Here is a 20,085-nt window from a genome sequence, read left to right on the forward strand (position 1 = left end):
ACCGAATGTTCCATTTCAAAAAGAATTAAACAAAACCCTAATAAAATGAGTAATAAAACTCTTAAATCAGTGGTCCGATCTCTTTTACTGATTGGCCTTGCATTAGTCATAAATAGTTGCTTTGATAAAGCTAAGAAACCCGCTAATGAAGATTCAAAAGCCACGATGTATCCGAGCGATGTACTTCCATTTATGGATGAATGGAACATACTTTTGGGAGATGGAACGCGTTCTGATGACCTGGTAAATTATGAAAAGAAGGATTTCTTTTATGTTGAAAATGACGGCAAAACGAATTGGGTGGTTTACAAAACACCTAATTCTGGAATTACTTCTAGAACGTCAAGCAACACACGAACAGAATTAGGTCAAAAAGAACATTGGATTCCTGAAACAGGGGGTAAATTAACCGGCACATTAAAAGTAATGCATGTTTCAACTTCTGGTGATGCAAGGGTTGCTGCTTCTTACTCGGTCGTAGTTGGGCAAATTCATAGTGACGAAGGGCACGAAAACGAACCTATAAAAATCTTTTACAAGAAATTTCCCGGACACACAAAAGGGTCTGTCTTTTGGAACTATGAAATCAATACCGAAGGCGATAATTCAAAAAGATGGGATTATTCAACAGCAGTTTGGGGTCATGACATGTCTGTTGTAGGATCGGATTCAACTTCCTACCCTGAGGAACCAAAAGACGGTATTGCATTGGGGGAGGAATTCAGTTATGAAATAAATGTGTATAAAGGCATCATGTATCTCACTTTTAAAAGTGAAGGTCATGAGACCAAAACATTCACAAAGAATTTATTGAAATCCGATTTTTCGAAGAAAGAGGATATTCCTCAGCAAATATTGACATTATACGCAGCAATAGGCCGTGATGGTGTTGAACGTGAAAATGCTTATGCAGGTGAAATTCAGTATTTCAAACAAGGTGCTTACAATCAAACCAATGGCAAATCCCCAGAAGAAAATATAGTATGGAGTACTGGGTCAGAAACTTATGATGGGGATATTGCCAAACAATATGCAAATGGGTGTTATGCAGAAGTGTGGTTTAAAGAAGCAACGGTAGGAGCTGGCAAAATGCCAAGTAAAGAACGATTTTCAAGTCTAACTTTAAAATAAATATTTGTTAGTGTTACAAATATTCATATATTTGGTAAACCAATTTGGTTAACCAATTTTAATATGAAAAATAAACTTAAAATTCTTATAGGATTTTGTATTCTTTCAATTTATTTTTTTTCATGCAATGAACAATCCAAAAACGGAATACTTGTAAAGAGTGTTGCAGAATATAATGATGCAGTTTCTAACGCTGAACCTGGAGATATCATTAAACTGGCAAATGGTGTCTGGAAAGATGCCGAATTGGTTTTTGAAGGAAAAGGAACAGAAGAAAACCCTATAAAATTAACTGTTGAGGAAAAAGGGAAGGTAACTTTAGAAGGGGCATCAAACCTTCAAATTGCCGGGGACCATTTAATTGTGGAAGGCCTCGTTTTCAAAAACGGATTTACACCAACCAATGCCGTTATTTCTCTTAGAAAAAATAAAGATGAAATGGCCAATAATTGTCGTTTAACCGAATGTGTTATCGATAATTATAACAATCCTGAACGTCAAGTGCAAGATTATTGGATAACCATTTATGGAAAAAACAATCGAATAGACCATAACCATATTTCCGGAAAAAAGAATTTAGGGGTGACCATGATTGTTGGTTTGGATACCAAAGACAGTAGAGAGAATAACCATATAATCGAACACAACTATTTTGGGCTACGGCCAACCTATGGAAATAATGGAGGCGAAACCTTAAGAATAGGCACCAGTCACCATGCGTTGGAAAATTCCAACACCTTGGTAGCATCCAATTACTTTGATAGATGTAATGGCGAGCATGAAATAATATCAAACAAATCTTGTCAAAACACGTTTAAATACAACACCTTTTTTGAATGTACAGGAACGTTGACCATGCGTCATGGCAACGAAACTATGGTAGATGGTAATGTGTTTATTGGCAACGGTAAACCTAGTACGGGAGGTGTACGTGTCATCAACGAAAAACAAACAGTAATCAATAATTACCACTTTGGTTTAACGGGGTATCGATTTAGAGGTGCCTTTGTAATGATGAACGGTGTACCTAATTCACCACCTAACCGTTATGTGCCCGTAATCGATTCCAAGGTAAACAACAATACGTTTATCAATTGCGACCATATTCAATTATGTGCAGGTGCCGATGCGGAAAGAAGTCAGCCACCTGCAACTTCAGAGATATCGGAAAACATCTTCTATCATGAAACTAAAAGCAATTTGTTTACGGTTTATGATGATATCAGTGGAATTAAATTTGAAAACAATATAACAAGCAAAAATATTGAGACAGGAATTACAAAAGGCTTTGTGAAGTCTGAATTTGAATTAGTTAAAAATGAACAAGGCTTTTTGGTTCCCGTGTCAGATAAATTTAAGGTGGAAATAAGTCCGAATATTGCAACCAAAGAAAACACGGGCGTTGATTGGTATTCAAAAAATGATGAAACGGTCGCATTAAATTCTGGCGAAACTTTGAAAGTCGAACCTGGAATTAATACACTATTCGATGTTACCAAGAATTCAAAACCCGGGGACATTTTGGAGCTTGAATCTGGTGGGGAATATCTATTGACCAAGACTGCAAAAATTATCCATCCCCTTACGTTTAAAACATCAGGAAGTGAAAAAGCAACTATTTTATTTGAAAGAATGATGGCTTTCGAAATTCAAAATGGGGGGAGCCTGTCTTTGGATAATATAATATTCGACGGAGCAAAATCGCCGGATTATGCAGGCAATTCCGTAATCAGCACGAGTAAGAACTCCATGATCGAAAACTATAAACTGTTCATCGATAACTGCGAGTTTAAGGACTTGATCGTAAACCATTCCTTTGATGTGTTAAGGGTTGCCAAGGGCACATTTGCCGATACCATAAGTATTCAAAATTCAAGATTCAAAAACATTACAGGACATATAGCGGCCTTAGATAAAGAGACAGATGATATTGGAGCTTATAATGTTGAATATCTAATCATGAAAAACAATACGTTTTCAGATATTCAAGGTGCTGCTTTAAGGCTATATAGAGGAGGTACCGATGAAAGCACCTTTGGGCCATTTTTAGAAATGGATCATAATGTGGCAGATAATGTGGGCCAAGGAAAAAGGAATAAGTACGATGCCTCGGTTTCATTATACGGCGTACAAGAAATCGGCATTAAGAATAATATATTCAAGGATAGTAAAGCGTTGAATATGCACTTGGTTGTTGGGGAACCGATCGTGCAAATTTCAAACAATAATTTTTACAATTCCCAAGGTCTTACAGTTACCGGAGACCAAAAATATACCGTGGAAAACCAGTGGTCTTTGAATCCAAATTTTATGAATACGGATACGTATGAACTAAATGCCGATTCCCCATTAAAAGGAAAAGGAACAGATGGATCGGATTTGGGTGCAATTTCTAATTAGTAGGGATGAATAAAATAAAATCGATATTTCTTATTGTATTTGTATTGTCAATTACTTTTTCATGCCAGGATAAAGTAGATGATTCAGGTGATCTATCCGAAATAAAAAGTGCACATCCAAGTTTAATCTTGACAAAACAAGGCGTTAAGGATATAAGGGCTAATTTAGGAAGTATTCCAATTTTTGATAAAACCTTGGCAGCCACTCAGAAAGAGATTGATGCTGCGATTGAAAATGGTTTTGATGTTCCTGTTCCCAAGGATTATTCAGGCGGATATTCTCACGAGACACACAAAAAGAATTATACCTTAATGCAAAAAGCAGGTGTGTTATATCAAATTCTCGAAGATGGGAAATATGCCAAATTTGTAAAAGACATGCTTTTTGAGTATGCAAAACAATATCCTTCACTACCGATACATCCAAAACCGCGGTCATACGCTAGGGGTAAATTATTTTGGCAATGTTTGAATGATTCAAATTGGTTGGTGTATACAAGTCAAGCTTATGACTGTATTTATGATTATTTATCAGAAGAGGAGCGGAATACTTTAGAGACCGATTTATTTAGACCTTTTGCGGATCACATTTCAATAGACAACCCACAATTTTTCAACCGGGTTCATAACCATGCCACTTGGGGTAATGTGGCTGTTGGAATGATTGCTTTGGCTATGGATGATGATCAACTTTTAGATAGGGCTTTAAATGGTGTTAAAGATGACAATTTTGATCCAAATATAAAAGATAATGACGGTGGTTATATTCGAAAAGATGGTCAGGAAATTGGTTTTTTCGCCAATGTAAATGAGCCTTTTTCTCCTGACGGGTATTTTACGGAAGGCCCTTATTATCAACGGTATGCTTCATACCCGTTTTTAATTTTTGCACAAGCACTTCAAAATAAAAAACCCGAACTAAAAGTGTTCGAATATAAAGATAGTGTGCTTATAAAAAGTGTTACTGCATTATTGAACTTATCGGATGCTGATGGCGAGTTCTTTTTGTTGAACGATGCCCAAAAAGGAATGTCGTATTTCAATACATCTTTAATAGCCACTGTTGATATAGGCTACCATTTTGGAGGTAATGATCCGGAATTATTAAGTATAGCCAAGAAGCAAGATGAAGTTACTCTTGATGATGCAGGATTAGCAGTAGCTCTCGGTATCAAAGAAGGAAAGGAAAAGCCTTTCGTTAAAAATTCGATTGAATTATCCGATGGTGCTAATGGGGATGAAGGCGGCGTTGGAATTATACGTAGTGATGGTTTGGAGTTGGTTTTTAAATACACAGCCCACGGATTGAGTCATGGACATTATGATAAATTATCTTTTGCATTGTTTGAAGATGGCAATGAGGTGGTTCAAGATTACGGCATGGGTCGTTTCGTGAATATTGAACAAAAAGGAGGCGGAAATTATCTAAAAGAAAATACGACTTGGGCGAAACAGAGTATTGCCCACAATGCTTTAGTACAAAATGAAACCTCTCATTTTAAAGGAAAGTATGATATTGGAAGCAAGTATCATTCGAATAAATATGTCTTTAGTGTAGATGATGAAAATCTACAAGTTGCCAGTGCTAAAGAAGAAAATGCGTATCCTGTTACGAAGCTTCATAGAACGATGGTGACTATTAAAGAAGAAGATTATGATAATCCTTATGTGTTGGATATTTTGCGAGTAGCATCTGAAGGTTCAAATCAATATGATCTACCATTTTACTTCTTAGGGCAAATTATGCAAACCAATTTTGAATATTTAAAATTGAAGGTACCGGAAATTTTGGGAAAATCTGACGGGTATCAGCATTTGTATAAAGAGGCTTCAGCTACTGTTAAAGATGGAAATATTAAGTTAAACTGGTTGCGAAACAATAAGTTTTACACCTATACTGCTGTTACATCTAATAAGGATGACGTTATTTTTGGTAGAATAGGAGCAAATGACCCTGACTTTAATCTGCGTAATGAGCAAACATTAATCTTAAGGAAAAAGAATGCAAAGGACGCTTTGTTTGTTTCCACAATAGAATCCCATGGAACATATAGTCCGGTTTCCGAGGTAGCTGTGAATGCATATAGCAATATAAAGAATATTGAAGTTGTACACGATTCTAAAGAGTACACGGCAATTCAGATTGATACAAAAAACGATAAATCAAATGTCTTTATCATTTCAAACGAAAATAATGATAACGAAGCTGAACATAAATTAAAAATAAAAGACAAAGAGCATTCCTGGAAAGGTTCTTATGTATTAATAGAAAACAAAAAACTATAAATTATGAAACGATTTAGTGAAAAGTACATCATCACAAAAGAAATGGAATGGGAAGAGCTTGGTGGGGGAGTATCAAGAAAGTTCTTAGGTTACGATAACCAAATCATGATGGTAAAAGTGAAATTTGAGAAAGGGGCTTTAGGAGCACCACATCAACATTTTCACACGCAAGCTACCTATTGTGTTTCAGGTAAATTTGAGTTTGAAATTGATGGAGTAAAGCAAATAGTAGAAGCAGGGGACGGGGTCTATATTGAACCTAATCTATTACATAGTGCAGTTTGTTTGGAAGAAGGGATTCTAATTGACACATTTAGTCCTGTAAGAGAAGATTTCTTAGGTGGCGGAGGGGTATCTTATTTTGGAGATAAACAGTCATAGGAAAAAAATCTACGAGTCCTATCCGGGAAGATTTTATGGAGCAATATGTTAAAATTTTAAAAATCCTTTTTTTAACGAAAAAATAACATATATTTGGAAAACCAATTTGGTTAACCAGTTTGGAAAACCAGTATTAACAAAACCAAAATCTCTAACTCGAACTAAAATCCACATTCAATGAAAATAAAGTTATAAAACGAAAAAAAGGACAGGTGCACGCCTATCCTTTTAAAAAAAGATCACTTCTTTTCAGAGGGAAGTAATACTTAAAACATGTACTACTTTACAATAAACATGCTTTCTGCTAAAATAGTAAAATTCATTGACATCTTCAGAAACATTGTTCTCTAGTAAGGTAAGGGGATTCGAGATTTTAACATCTCATTTATTAATACTTGATAAGAGTATTAATTAGTTAAATAGTATGAACATAATTAAATCACAAATGAATTTTAAAACTAGATTAACACTATTCGTAGTATTGTTATTCAATATTACTTTGTTTGCGCAAGACGCATATCAGTTGTCCGGTACGGTAACTGATGAAGCGAATGTTCCCATTCCTGGGGTAAACGTTATTATTTTAAATACAACACGAGGTACGGCAACGGACTTTGATGGGTTGTTTCAATTAGAAGTTGCCAATGGCGAAGAGCTTCAATTTTCTTATTTGGGCTATGTTACCCAAATAATTGAGATTACTGGCCAAGAGCAATTGAATGTTGTTTTGGCAGAAGATGCCGCACAACTTGAAGAAGTTGTGGTTGTTGGGTACGGTACGCGTAAAAAATCGCACTTAACCGGTGCTGTTTCCCAAGTAGGTGGTGAAGATGTTGCAGCAGTACAGACTGCAAGGGTCGATGATGCATTGGCTGGTAAGTTGCCAGGTGTTTTGATTCAAAATCAAGATGGGTCGCCTGGTGCAGATCCAAAAATCCAAATTAGGGCAGCATCCTCCATTTCTGGGGATTCAAGTCCACTCATTGTTGTGGATGGATTTCCGATTTCAGGAAGTTTGGCAACGGTGAACCCAAATGATATCCAAAGTTTAGAGGTTTTGAAAGATGCTGCTTCGGCTGCTATTTATGGTTCTAGGGGAGCCAATGGTGTTATTTTGGTCACCACCAAAAAAGGTAAGACAGGTAAAGCTAGTTTTAGTTATAATGCCTACACTAGTTTTTCCAGTAAGTACCGTGACAATATCCTTAAATCAGGGCCAGAATGGGCCGCTATTTCAAGAAAGGAGATTGCTGCTGGTAATTGGGACCTTTCCCAAATTGATCCGGCTTTTGTAGAGTATAGGTTGAATGCTTATGAAAATTCACCTGGTGCCATTGGTTCAGAAGATTGGCTTTTTAAAAGTGGTAATATGACAAGTCACGACTTTAGTATGAGCGGAGGCACTGACGATGTAAATTACTTTGCTTCAATTGGGTATCAAAACGCGGAGGGTGTTATCCGTACTGAAGGTTTTGAAAGACTGAACGCACGTTTGAATGTCGATGCTAAATTGGGGGAAAAGTTCAAGGCAGGAGTAAGTTTCAATGGATTTACGTCCCATAGGGATATCTTAGGTCATGACATGAGGGATCTTTTAAGAGCGTATGGCGTTCATCCTATTTACCATACAAATGAGTCTATTGCATTCGTGCAAGCATTGGATGCTGAAGCTCAGGCTTTGGGCCTTTCGGGGTTTGACGATGGCTATAGAGGTTCGACTTTTGAAGCAAATAGCATTTATGAATTAGAGCCAGGTATGACGGCACAAGACTGGCATTACGGGAGGGCAAATAATGGTATTGGTGGATCTGGTGATGCAGGCCCTGCGACAAAGCTTGATAACACAGAGCGTTGGGAAAGAACGTTTTTCGGAAACGTCAATTCCTATCTACAATATAGCATCTTGGATGGGTTAAATATAAAAACTGTTCTAGGAGGTGACCTTAAAGATACCCGATTCTATGAACATAGATTACTTGGGTTTGATTCAAGGGCACGAACTTCCCAAACTTACATGGATCAAGAAGATTTAAAAATATTTTCAGTGGTAAGTGAAACTACTTTAAATTATGCAAAAGTGATTGGTAAGCATGATATCGCTGCGGTAGCTGGAATTGAATTTCAAACTACCTCATTGAAAGGGACGGCCTTAGATGGTGCCAATGTACCGGATACTGCTATTCAAAATTATAACCTGTTCAATCCTGCGGATATCACAGTAACGGAAAGGGACGAGACTAGGAACAGAGAGAGTATTTTTGGAAGAATCAACTATGCCTACGACGATCGTTTTTTGGTATCAGTCTCAGCGAGAAGGGACGGGGATTCCCGATTTGGGGCCAATAAAAGATATGAAACATTCCCAGCGCTTTCTTTAGGATGGAATGTGCACAATGAATCTTTTTTAGCAGATAGTAAGGCATTGAGCCAATTAAAACTAAGGTTTAGTACCGGGTCTTTAGGAACTACTTCTTTTTTAGGGTCTTATGATGCATTGAGTCTTTTGGAGCCTCAAGCAACAATATACGGGACAGGATTTCTTATCCCGAATAATGTAGCAAACCCAGATTTAACTTGGCAAACCAATACAGAGACCAACTATGGTATTGATTTAGGTTTTGTAAACAATCGTTTTAGATTGGGTGTTGATTACTATACCTCCGATATTCAAGACATCTTGATTAATCAAAGTGTTTCTGAAGTATTGGGCACTACTTCCATTGTACTTAATTCCGGTGATGTGCGAAGTTCTGGTTTGGAGTTTCAATTAGATGCAAAGGTAATATATACCGAAGATTTCTCTTGGAGTTTCAATGCTAACTTTTCTACAGTGGATACAGAGATCAAAGAACTAGGGGGCCTTAGCGAATTACCTCAAGCAATATACGGCACGTCGGGTAGAGGCCCTGTGTTTAGAAATTATGTAGGAGGGGAAATTGGTGAAATGTGGGCTTTGGAAACCATAGGGGATGTTGAAATGATCTATTTGGAAGATGGGACGAGAAATCCAAATAACCGGACAGGTGAGTCCTATGTTGTGGACCAAAATGGCGATGGGGTGATTGACAATACGAGAAGTGTTGAGGATGGTGGCGATTTGGTCAAAGTAGGGTCAAATAATCCTGATTTTTATTGGGGTATGTCACATAACTTCGGTTATAAAGATTTTGATTTGTCTTTCCAATTCCAAGGATCCCATGGAGCCGAGGTTTACAATATTGATCCTCATTACTTTGGATCAGAATTTGGTGGCAGATTGGTGGATAGTTTTGATGCCGATAACGATGGTATTGCCGATAATAATGGCGAGTATTATATCGGCAATAGATTTCAAACAGACGCTTATGTACAAGATGCTTCTTTTATAGCGTTAAGAAACCTAACAGTTGGTTATACGCTTAATCCAGAATTGACAAGTAAAGTGGGGATAAATTCTGTTAGGTTATATGCCGCAGCCACTAACCTATTGTATATCATGGCGGATAATTACACCTCTTATAACCCTGAAGGTGTAGTGACATCAGGTAGTGATTATTTAGGACCTACGACGTATGGGGCGCAACTAGGAGCAAGTCCGATCGTTAGAAGTTTTACGCTTGGTTTAAATGTTAATTTTTAATTAAGAAATAATGAAAAAAATGAAAACTATATATCTAGTGGTAGTGTCCATGTTGTTGCTAACAGCATGTGATAATGATTTGGATCAATTCCCACCTAATATCGCCAATTCAGATTCTTTGACAGATTTTGATGGGGTTTTGAATGCAGCATATTTCTATCAGCTCGGCACTGTAACACCAATGGCAGTAATGGGCGAATTTAGGGCTGACAATGCTTTTATGTTCGAACCACCATATACTGAATTTGATGAATATGATAATGGTTTAACAGCCATGGAAGATCAATTTTTCGGCCCTTTCTACTCAGCTTTGTACAAGTCCATACTAAGTGCGAATAGTGTAATTGAAAATTCTACTAATGCTACTGAAGTAGGTGAGGCAAAATTTTTAAGGGCTTTGTCTTATTTTAAACTGGTACAGGTTTTTGGTGATGTTACTGTTAATTTAGAGGCTAGTCCGAGCTTAACGGATACTTCTATTTTAGTAAGGCAACCGGTTGCTGATGTTTACAATGACGTAATAATTCCTGATTTGCAGGATGCAATAGCGGCTTTGGATAATTCTGAAATACTAAGGGGACGGGCATCTAAACTTGCTGCCCAAGCCTTGTTGGGGAAAGCATATGCTTCTAGGGGCGATTATAGCAGTGCTCAACCTTATTTAGCTGCTGTTGTCAACGGGGCTGCCACTGCAGGCGTTGAACTAAAAGAGAACTTTGATGAGGTCTTTGGTGCGGCAAATGAGATTGAGAATTCTGAAATCATATTCTCAACCCAAATCTCAAGTTCTATAGTGGATGAATATTCACCCGCTACTGATTTTTGGAATTGGTTTGTTGGAGATGATCCAAAATCCGATTTTCCAGTAGATCCGGATTTAGTTGCTGCTTTTGATGCTAGTGAGGCCAATGGTGGAGGCACCGATTTAAGAAGAGCGGTAACACTTACTGATGAGGGAACAACAGCTATTAAATTTCCTAAAGAGGGAGGTCTAGGTGCTGAACACGACTGGATAGAAATGAGATTGGCGGATATTATTCTGTTATATGCAGAAACATTGAATGAAAATGGTGCCCCTGCTTCAACGGTACTTCCATTATTAAACCCTATAAGAACGAGAGCAGGTTTAAATAGTTTAACTGGAACTATTAGCACACAAGCTGAGGTTAGACAGGCTATTCTAGACGAGAGAAGATTGGAGTTGGCCTTTGAAGGACATAGATGGTTCGATTTGATTAGGACAGGAACCGTTGATGCGGAAATGGGAGAAACGGTGAATAGTAATTATTATGTGTTTCCTATTCCCATCTCGGAAATACTAGCAACTGATGGTGTGATTACCCAAAATCCTGGATACTAGGACAATATTATTATAATTGAATTTAATTAATGGTGGCAAGAATTATAAAAGTTAGTTGTTTGAGTTAGTTTGAATAGCATTTCACCAGCCCGGAAACGGGCTGGTGAAAATGCACAACTCCAGACAATATTTAACCATGTATGAATAATTGAAGGTTATGAATCGAGGATTTAGTTAAATTAATTCATTATTTTTAACAAACCAATCTGGTTAACCAATTTAGATTAAATGTTACTATGAAATTCGAAACCCTCACTAAAGTAGAAAACAAAACACTTCAGAAAGAGATTATATCAAAAATAAGGGACCTTATTAATTACAAAAATTTGGAACCTGGCGATAAACTGCCTTCCGAACGTATGTTATCTGAAAAGTTCGGGGTAAGTAGAAGTAATCTAAGGGAAGCTATTCAAAGATTGGAATTCTATGGGTTGTTAAAGTCCAAACCACAAAGTGGTACGTTCATCGCAGATATTGGGCCCGTTGCCATGAAGGGGATGCTCAATGATATACTCGAATTGGAAGCCCCTGATTTTAAGTGCCTTGTAGAGACCAGGATATTATTGGAATTGAAAACCGCCCGATTGGCTGCATTGCGAAGAACGGAAGAGGATCTGGCTCAAATGAAAAATGCCCTAGATGCCTATAGTGCCAAGGTTATGAAAGGTGAGGATGCGGTCCAGGAAGACTTGTTATTTCACTTATCCATAGCCAAAGCCGGTGGAAATAGTAGCTTACATACGTTTATGTTGATCATAACCCCTGGAATTATCACGAATTTTGAGAAATACCATGTATGTGATGAGGATAGGGCTTTTAAGGGAATCCAAGAACATAATGCTATTTATGAGGCCATTAAAAGTCAAGACCCTAAATTGGCTAAGGAAAGAATGAAGGTTCATTTTAAAATGCTATATCAATACTGTTATAATATGGAATAGAATAGTAAATCAATAGTGCACGGAGGATAAAATTGCACGCTTTTATCTTCATTAATTAATTATAAACAAAAGAGGGAAGACCAATTACTTAGATCATTACTGTTTAGAATTTCTTGGTATCCAAACTTCATAGGATTTCCAACATGGACTTTTTAGTATTCTTTAATTGGGTCGTCAGAGCTTTACATATTATTTCCGCTATTCATCGAATTAGTGTTCCTGATAAATACTGTTCAGTAAAACCTCTTTAGCCAAAACAATATAAAATGAAATTCAAGGGATTAAGATGGGCGATTATTGGGCTGATATTTTTGGCCACCGTAATCAATTATATAGATAGGAGTGCACTTTCCATTATGTGGGGTGGTGAAGATATTGAAGGTTCAATAGCTCAATCGCTTGGGTTAACAAAGTATCATTATGGGTTAATATCCAATGTTTTTATGGTTGCCTATGCGCTAGGACAATTATTTTCAGGAAAATTATTTGACAAAGTAGGAACCAGAATTGGATATGTCATCAGTATCGGAGTTTGGGGTATATCCTCTTTTTTACACTCCACAGTTCGAGGATTTTTATCGCTTGCTTTTTTCAGAACTACTTTAGGTTTATCTGAAGCTGGAAACTGGCCAGGAGGTGTAAAAAGTAATGCCGAATGGTTTCCAATAAAAGAACGCGCCATTGCTCAAGGGCTGTTCAATGCAGGGGCTTCTATTGGATCCGTAATTGCCCCACCATTTATTGCAACATTATTTGTTGCCTTTGGGTGGAGAATTACATTTATGGTCGTAGGTTCTTTTGGAATACTTTGGATTATTCCTTGGTTATTGATTAACAAAGCGGGACCAAAAAAACACCCTTGGATTACAAAAGAAGAGCAAGATTATATTCTTGAAGGCCAAAGTTTAGCCGATCAAAATGCAACTGAAGATACTAAAGGAAAAAGCTTAAAAGCAATTCTTTCATTTAAAGAGTCTTGGGCGGTTGTAATCGGTAGATTCTTCTTAGAACCCATTTGGTGGATTTTTGTTACTTGGATGCCCATATATCTATTTGATATTTATGGATTTAATGTAAAAGAAGTAGGTATGTTCTTATGGGTACCTTATGTAGGTGCGGCATTAGGAAGTATCATCGGAGGGTATGTTTCAGGTAAAATTATTGCTAAAACAAATTCAATAGATAAAGGTAGAAAAACAACTATTCTTATTGGTGGTGTAATTATGCTTGCCGGATTAATTGCGACTGTACTTATTGGAGATACTGCCGAAAAATTTGTGGCGATTGTATTTTTTGTATTGTTCGGGTTCCAATTTGCAATTAGTAATGTACAAACGCTGCCAAGTGATTTTTTCAGTGGAAAATCTGTAGGGTCATTAGCTGGTTTAGGAGGAATGATAGGTGTATTCTCGGTTATAATCATGAACTTCTTGGTTCCGGTAATTGTAGACAATTACTCTTACACACCTATTTTTGTTATAATTGGAATATTTGTCCCACTAGGGGTTGGGGCCATTTATTACTTCGCAAGAAAAATTGAATCCGTAGAAAAATAAAGGAATAATAAAATAATAAATCAAATAAAATGAGTAATAAAGGTAAAGTAGCAGTTGTAACAGGAGCAACTGGTGGTATTGGTTTTCAAGTAGCAAAAAGATTGGGTAAAGACGGGTACACCGTAGTTTTAAATGGTATTGAAGATGAGGCTGGAGCGAATAGGGTAAAAGAACTTGCCGCTAAAGGTATTACCGCCGAATATTATGGTTTTGACGTTACAAAGGAAGAAGAAGTAACTTCAAATATTCAGAAAATAGGAAAGAAGTATGGAAAAATTGATGTTCTTGTTAATAATGCAGGTGGCCTGGGCGGAAGGTCTAGGTTTGAAGAAATGACAACGGATTTTTATCGATTTGTAATGGCACTGAATCTAGATTCTGTATTCTTTGCCTCAAGAGCCGCCATACCATTTCTTAAAAAAGGAGAGAACGCCTCTATAATCAACTACACATCAATTGCTGGCTGGAATGCAGGTGGTCCCGGAGCAGGAGTTTACGGAACTTCGAAAGCTGCGGTACATGCAATAACCAGGGCATTGGCAAAAGACCTTGCCGAATATGGGATTCGAGTAAATGCTGTTTCTCCTGGAACTATCGATACGGATTTCCATAAGCAAATCAAATCAACAAAACCAGAGGTTTTTGCTTCATGGAAAAACAATATTTTGCTTGGAAAATTAGGGCAACCAGAAGAAGTAGCATCGGTTGTTTCATTCTTGGCAAGTAAAGATGCCTCTTTCATTACAGCAGAGACCATCCAGGTTACAGGCGGTCAAGGTTTAGGAATATAATAGACAATTTTTTAAAATAGTAAGAAATGAAGCTAAAAGGTAAAATAGCTGTCGTCACTGGTGGCGGACGCGACATTGGGCGTGCCGTTTGTGTGAAATTAGCTAAAGAAGGAGCAAAAGTCGTTGTGAACTATTTTGATAGTGATACGGACAAAGATCAAACTATGGCAGCTATTAAAGCTGTTGGAGGTGAGGCCATAGCGGTTTACGGAGACGTAACTAAACAAAAGGACATAGACAATATGGTAGCCAAGACCAAAGCAGCTTTTGGAGAAAAAGTCCATATTTTGGTAAACTGTGCAGGAGGTCTATTTGCAAGAAAAACCATTGAAGAAATCGATGAAAAATTCTATAACTTGGTTATGGATGTAAACTTTAAAGGGACAGTGTTCGTGACCCAAGCATTTAAACCATTAATGGGTAAAGGAGCTTCAATCGTAAACTTTGCTTCACAAGCTGGTCGCGATGGTGGGGGTCCTGGATCTGTTATTTATGCTTCATCAAAAGGGGCAGTTATGACATTGACAAGAAATTGGGCCAAAGAATTAGGTCCGCAGGGAATTAGGATCAATGCCGTATGTCCAGGGATGATCGCTACTAAATTCCATGACGATTTCACCAAGGATGAGGTGCGGTCCAAAGTTGCTGCTGGAACCCCATTAAGAAGAGAAGGTAAGGCTGAAGAGGTTGCTGACCTAGTATCTTATTTGGCTTCTGATGAGTCTTCCTTCATCACAGGAAACAATGTTGATATCAATGGAGGACTGGCCTTCAGTTAATTTACAAATTTTTCAATAAGAATATGATGAAAAAAGTAGTGACTTTCGGAGAGATAATGCTAAGATTGGCACCTCCTGGATTTTTAAGATTTTCACAAGCCAATAATTTTGATGTAGTCTATGGTGGCGGTGAATCCAACGTGGCCGTTTCTTTGGCCAACTATGGCGTTCCTGTAGACTTCGTAACGCGTTTGCCGAAAAATGACATCGGGGAATGTGCCTTGATGGAAATGCGTAAACGTGGCGTTGGGGTCGACAAGATCATTTATGGTGGCGACCGCTTAGGGATTTATTTTTTGGAGACCGGAGCCGTAAGTAGAGGTAGTAAGGTCGTATATGACAGGGCGCATTCCGCTATGAGTGAAATAGAATCGGGGATGATCGATTGGGATGCAGTGTTCAAAGGGGTCGAATGGTTCCATTGGACAGGTATTACCCCAGCTATTTCCCAAGGGGCGGCAGACGTATGCCTTGAGGCGGTCAAGGCCGCAAGTGAAAAAGGGATTACCATATCCACAGATTTGAATTATCGGGCCAAGCTATGGAAATACGGAGGTGACCGTGAGGCGATAATGACCGAACTCACCTCGTATTGCGATATTATCCTGGGCAATGAGGAAGACGCTGAAATGCACTTTGGGATAAAGCCAGAAGGCATTAGTGTGCAGACCCAAGGACATGATGTAAAAGCAGAGGCCTTTTTATCGGTTTGTAAGCAGATGATGGAAAAATTCCCTAGGGCCAAAAAAGTGATTACCACGCTTCGCGGGTCGATATCGGCATCACACAATACGTGGGCAGGGGTCTTGTACGATGGTAAAAAAATGTACGAGACCCGTCAGTACCAGATCACGGATATAGTAGATCGCGTAGGCGGGGGTGATTCGTTCATGGGTGGCTTGATTTACGGATTGTTAAAGTATCCCAAGGATGATCAAAATGCCTTGGATTTTGCCGTTGCGGCCTCCTGTCTGAAACATACGATAAAAGGGGATGCCAATTTGGTTACCGTACCCGAAGTGGAAAAACTAATGGGCGGTGATGCCTCAGGAAGGGTGGCAAGGTAGTTTTCCTTCATATGGATTTAGGTCGGTTATGTGGATTATATAAGCGAATGCTATGGCCTCCCTAGGTTGACTAAAGTTTATATCTATCACTAACCACATTTAGTTGATAGTGAAGATAGGGAGACCACTTATATTTAAATTGGTACAGGAAATTAGCAAAACCAGTTGGTATTGACTGGTGTTCATTGTCGTAAACTTAAATGAAAAAATCAATAGCGATTATTTGTGGTGGAGGACCAGCTCCAGGGATCAATACGGTAATTAGTACGCTGGCAAAAACCTTCCTTAAAGATGGGTATAAAATTTTAGGCGTTCATAACGGATATAAAGGGTTGTTTTCAGATAATCCTGATGTTAAATCCTTTAATTTCAACAAAGCGGACAGAATTTTCAGTCGTGGTGGGTCTACTTTGACAATGAGTCGATTTAAACCTAAAGACAGCGATTTTAGGGCAGATTTTTTCAAAAATAACAACGTAAAATTGTTGGTCACCATAGGTGGTGACGATACAGCTTCAACAGCAAGTAGGTTAACAAAATATCTTACCCAACAAAAACTGGATGTTGCGCACATACACGTTCCCAAAACCATAGATAACGATTTGCCTTTGCCAGATAGAAATCCGACGTTCGGGTTTCATACCGCAAAAGATGAAGGGGTGCGTATTGGAAATACGGTGTATGAAGATGCAAGAACAAGTCACAATTGGTTTGTGATGTCGGCGATGGGACGATCTGCGGGTCATTTGGCGTTTGGTATAGCATCGGCATGTCATTTTCCTATGATGATCATCCCGGAAATGTTCAATAAAACAAACATTACGTTTGATAAATTGATCAAATTGATCATTTCGTCAATTATAAAAAGTAAAATTCGCGGCATCGAATATGGCGTGGCGTTGGTAAGTGAAGGGGTTTTTCATTTTATGGATGAAGACGAAATCAAAAATTCAGGAATTAATTTTACATATGACGATCATGGTCATCCTGAACTGGGCAATGTAAGTAAATCACATATTTTCAACTATCTTTTACAGGTAAAACTGAAAGAATTAGGATTGGATATTAAATCAAGACCTGTAGAAATTGGATATGAATTAAGATGTTGCAATCCCATAGCTTTCGATTTAACGCTGTGCACTTTGTTAGGTATAGGCGTTAAAAAATTATTTGATGAAGGCATAACAGGTTGTATTGTTAGCGCAAATTCCAAGGGGGATATTACTCCTTTATTCTTAAAAGATTTTGAAGATGAAAATGGTAAAGTGCAACCAAGACTGGTCGATATAGAATCGGATATGGCACAACTATTCATCAATCACCTGATTTATTTAAAAGAGCCTGACTATATCGAGGCAAAAAAGTATGTGAAAAAGCCCGAAGAATACGATTTTAAAAAAATATTAAATTGGAATTAAATTTAACTAATTATGGCACAATATTCAAGAATTGAAGTAGCGCAGGTCATGAAGGAAACAGGAATGGTTCCTCTATTTTATCACCCCAATGTTGCATTGGGAAAAAAAGTATTAAAAGCCTGTTACGATGGTGGGGCAAGGCTTATGGAGTTCACCGCACGTGGTGATTTTGCCTTTGAGGTATTCTTGGAATTGAACAAATATGCCATAAAAGAATTGCCGGGAATGATCATGGGCGTTGGATCCATTACAGATGCTGGAGCCGCAAGCATGTTCATGCAAATGGGTGCCAACTTTATCGTGACCCCCTCGTTAAGGGAAGATATTGCCATGGTCTGCAATCGAAGAAAAGTTTTGTGGTCACCGGGCTGCGGGTCACTAACCGAAATCAATAGGGCAGAGGAACTAGGCTGTGAGATCGTGAAATTGTTTCCAGGGGATTTATACGGCCCTGGTTTCGTAAAGGCGATCAAAGGGCCACAACCTTGGACGAGCGTAATGCCAACGGGGGGTGTTAGTACCGAAGAATCGAATCTTAGAGGATGGTTCAGTGCAGGGGTAACCTGTGTAGGTATGGGCTCTAAACTCATAAGTAAGGAAATACTGGCTAATGAGGATTATAAAGGATTGGAAAAAAAGGTAAAAGAAACCTTGAAGCTTATTTCAACCTTGACCAATTCCTAACCAAAGATTCGCTTTTTACAAATTTATTATTATATCAAATGATACTTCAGGAACTCTAATCCAATTAAAATAAGTGCTATGGACAAATCAATAAAGAATAAATCAATCTTTAAAAAATTCCTAGCAATTATTTTGGCTTTTGGTCCTGGAATTTTTGCCATAGGGTACACAATTGGCACAGGTAGTGTTACCTCAATGATCGTGGCAGGGAGTACCTATGGTATGCAGTTATTGTGGGTGCTGTTGATCAGTTGTCTTTTTTCGGGACTCTTGATGTATGTATATGGTAATTATGCCTTGATAACTGGTGAAACGGCCCTATATGCCTTTAAAAGGCATATTAAGGGGGGACATATCTTGGCTATTTTGATCATAATCGGGATTTCTTTTGGACAATGGAATTCCTTAATGGGAATCCTTGGTATATCTGCGAATATCATTTACGAGATTTTTGCCATTTATTTTCCCAATGTGGTTGGATATAAATATGAGACCGTACTCATCGTTGCCATTGTTGTCATAGCAACTATGTATGCGTTTTTAATGGTAGGTAAGTATACTTTTTTCGAAAAGATATTGGTGATTTTTGTAACCATCATGGGACTTTCCTTTATTGTTTCCTTATTCATGGTATATCCATTGCCAATGGAGGTCGTTCAAGGGTTGGTACCTTCGATTCCCAAGGTTGAAGGTGGGCAAATGATGGTAGCGGCTTTTGTGGGTACTACCATGGCAGCTGCTACATTTTTATCGAGACCACTATTCGTGCAAGGAAAGGGGTGGACGATAAAAAACCGAGGGCAACAAAAAAGAGATGCGATAACAGCGGCAATCCTGGTGTTTATCATTAGTGGTTCGGTAATGGCCGTTGCCAGCGGAGCACTTTTCCACCAAGGACTACCCGTTACCGAAGTGTTGGATATGGTGAATACCTTAGAGCCCATAGCAGGTAAATTCGCATTGACGTTATTCTTCTTCGGCACATTGAGCGCGGGACTTTCATCGATTTTCCCCTGTCTTTTGATCGCGCCTATTCTTTTGGCTGACTATCAATCCGGGGAGTTGGACACGAATTCCCGACAGTTCAGGATCATTACCGCAATAGCTTGCCTCTTCGCGTTAATAGTTCCGGTATTTGGCGCTAACCCTATTGAAATGCAGATCGTGTCACAAGTATTCAACGTTTTTGTACTACCAATTGTTATTATTGGCATCATGTTACTTATCAATAACAAAGGAATCATGAAGGGGCATAAGACCAACATACTGATAAATATTGGTTTGTTGGCGGCATTCTTTTTTTCATGCCTTATGTCTTACAATGGGGTTGTTGCCTTGTTTGATTACTTCTAAATGGTACATGGTTAATGCCTAGAATCGAAACCATGTGACTTCCTGCCTTGTTAAGTAATTGCGACAGGAGTACCTTCGGTTTTCCTTGGCACTCCGTGCTGAAAATCAACAAAAGAAAACTTCACATTCAAAAAAACAAAAGCAAGCTATGTTTTTTAGCCTGCTTCGTTTTCAACTTTTTGTTGATTTATTCGTGATCGCGACAGGAGTACCTTCGGTTTTCCTTGGCACTCCGTGCTGAAAATCAACAAAAGAAAACTTCACATTCAAAAAAACAAAAGCAAGCTATGTTTTTTAGCCTGCTTCGTTTTCAACTTTTT

14 protein-coding genes are annotated in these 20,085 nt (G+C 38.2%); all 14 read left to right on the plus strand.

Going from position 1 to position 20,085, the window contains the following annotated elements; translation table 11 throughout:
* Positions 1 to 45 precede the first annotated feature (45 nt).
* The 14 genes from HPE63_RS13625 (at position 46) to HPE63_RS13690 (ending at position 19,765) form a co-directional block, all read left to right on the plus strand.
* Positions 46 to 1,131 carry a polysaccharide lyase family 7 protein gene (locus tag HPE63_RS13625; RefSeq protein ID WP_188314816.1) on the plus strand — a complete coding sequence of 362 codons (1,086 nt, stop codon included), beginning with the start codon at positions 46 to 48 and terminating at the stop codon, positions 1,129 to 1,131.
* A gap of 63 nt (positions 1,132 to 1,194) precedes the next feature.
* Positions 1,195 to 3,531, plus strand: a complete 2,337-nt coding sequence (locus tag HPE63_RS13630; protein ID WP_188314817.1) for a chondroitinase-B domain-containing protein — start codon at positions 1,195 to 1,197, stop codon at positions 3,529 to 3,531.
* Between the two features lie 5 nt (positions 3,532 to 3,536).
* Entirely contained in the window at positions 3,537 to 5,816 is a 2,280-nt protein-coding gene (locus tag HPE63_RS13635; RefSeq protein WP_188314818.1) for an alginate lyase family protein, read from the plus strand.
* Positions 5,817 to 5,819: 3 nt separating this feature from the next.
* Positions 5,820 to 6,197: a cupin domain-containing protein gene (locus HPE63_RS13640; RefSeq protein WP_188314819.1), complete on the plus strand. Its 378-nt coding sequence runs from the start codon at positions 5,820 to 5,822 to the stop codon at positions 6,195 to 6,197.
* 424 nt (positions 6,198 to 6,621) lie between these two features.
* Entirely contained in the window at positions 6,622 to 9,816 is a 3,195-nt protein-coding gene (locus HPE63_RS13645; protein WP_223198155.1) for a SusC/RagA family TonB-linked outer membrane protein, read from the plus strand.
* A 19-nt stretch (positions 9,817 to 9,835) separates the two neighbouring features.
* Positions 9,836 to 11,176, plus strand: coding sequence for a RagB/SusD family nutrient uptake outer membrane protein (locus HPE63_RS13650; protein WP_188314820.1), 1,341 nt, complete (start codon positions 9,836 to 9,838; stop codon positions 11,174 to 11,176).
* Positions 11,177 to 11,412: 236 nt separating this feature from the next.
* Positions 11,413 to 12,117 carry a FadR/GntR family transcriptional regulator gene (locus HPE63_RS13655; protein WP_188314821.1) on the plus strand — a complete coding sequence of 235 codons (705 nt, stop codon included), beginning with the start codon at positions 11,413 to 11,415 and terminating at the stop codon, positions 12,115 to 12,117.
* Between the two features lie 266 nt (positions 12,118 to 12,383).
* Complete coding sequence (locus HPE63_RS13660) at positions 12,384 to 13,673, plus strand: MFS transporter (protein ID WP_188314822.1); 1,290 nt, start codon at positions 12,384 to 12,386, stop codon at positions 13,671 to 13,673.
* A gap of 29 nt (positions 13,674 to 13,702) precedes the next feature.
* Positions 13,703 to 14,464: an SDR family NAD(P)-dependent oxidoreductase gene (locus HPE63_RS13665; RefSeq protein ID WP_188314823.1), complete on the plus strand. Its 762-nt coding sequence runs from the start codon at positions 13,703 to 13,705 to the stop codon at positions 14,462 to 14,464.
* A 26-nt stretch (positions 14,465 to 14,490) separates the two neighbouring features.
* Positions 14,491 to 15,243, plus strand: coding sequence for an SDR family NAD(P)-dependent oxidoreductase (locus HPE63_RS13670; protein WP_188314824.1), 753 nt, complete (start codon positions 14,491 to 14,493; stop codon positions 15,241 to 15,243).
* A 26-nt stretch (positions 15,244 to 15,269) separates the two neighbouring features.
* Positions 15,270 to 16,310: a sugar kinase gene (locus HPE63_RS13675; RefSeq protein ID WP_188314863.1), complete on the plus strand. Its 1,041-nt coding sequence runs from the start codon at positions 15,270 to 15,272 to the stop codon at positions 16,308 to 16,310.
* Positions 16,311 to 16,510: 200 nt separating this feature from the next.
* A complete protein-coding gene (locus HPE63_RS13680; protein ID WP_188314825.1) occupies positions 16,511 to 17,728 on the plus strand; it encodes a 6-phosphofructokinase in 1,218 nt (405 codons plus the stop codon).
* 12 nt (positions 17,729 to 17,740) lie between these two features.
* Positions 17,741 to 18,412: a bifunctional 4-hydroxy-2-oxoglutarate aldolase/2-dehydro-3-deoxy-phosphogluconate aldolase gene (locus tag HPE63_RS13685; RefSeq protein WP_188314826.1), complete on the plus strand. Its 672-nt coding sequence runs from the start codon at positions 17,741 to 17,743 to the stop codon at positions 18,410 to 18,412.
* A gap of 78 nt (positions 18,413 to 18,490) precedes the next feature.
* Positions 18,491 to 19,765, plus strand: coding sequence for an Nramp family divalent metal transporter (locus HPE63_RS13690; RefSeq protein ID WP_188314827.1), 1,275 nt, complete (start codon positions 18,491 to 18,493; stop codon positions 19,763 to 19,765).
* Positions 19,766 to 20,085: the final 320 nt, after the last annotated feature.

Origin of the sequence: Maribacter arenosus, assembly GCF_014610845.1 — a bacterium.
GTDB lineage: Bacteria > Bacteroidota > Bacteroidia > Flavobacteriales > Flavobacteriaceae > Maribacter_A > Maribacter_A arenosus.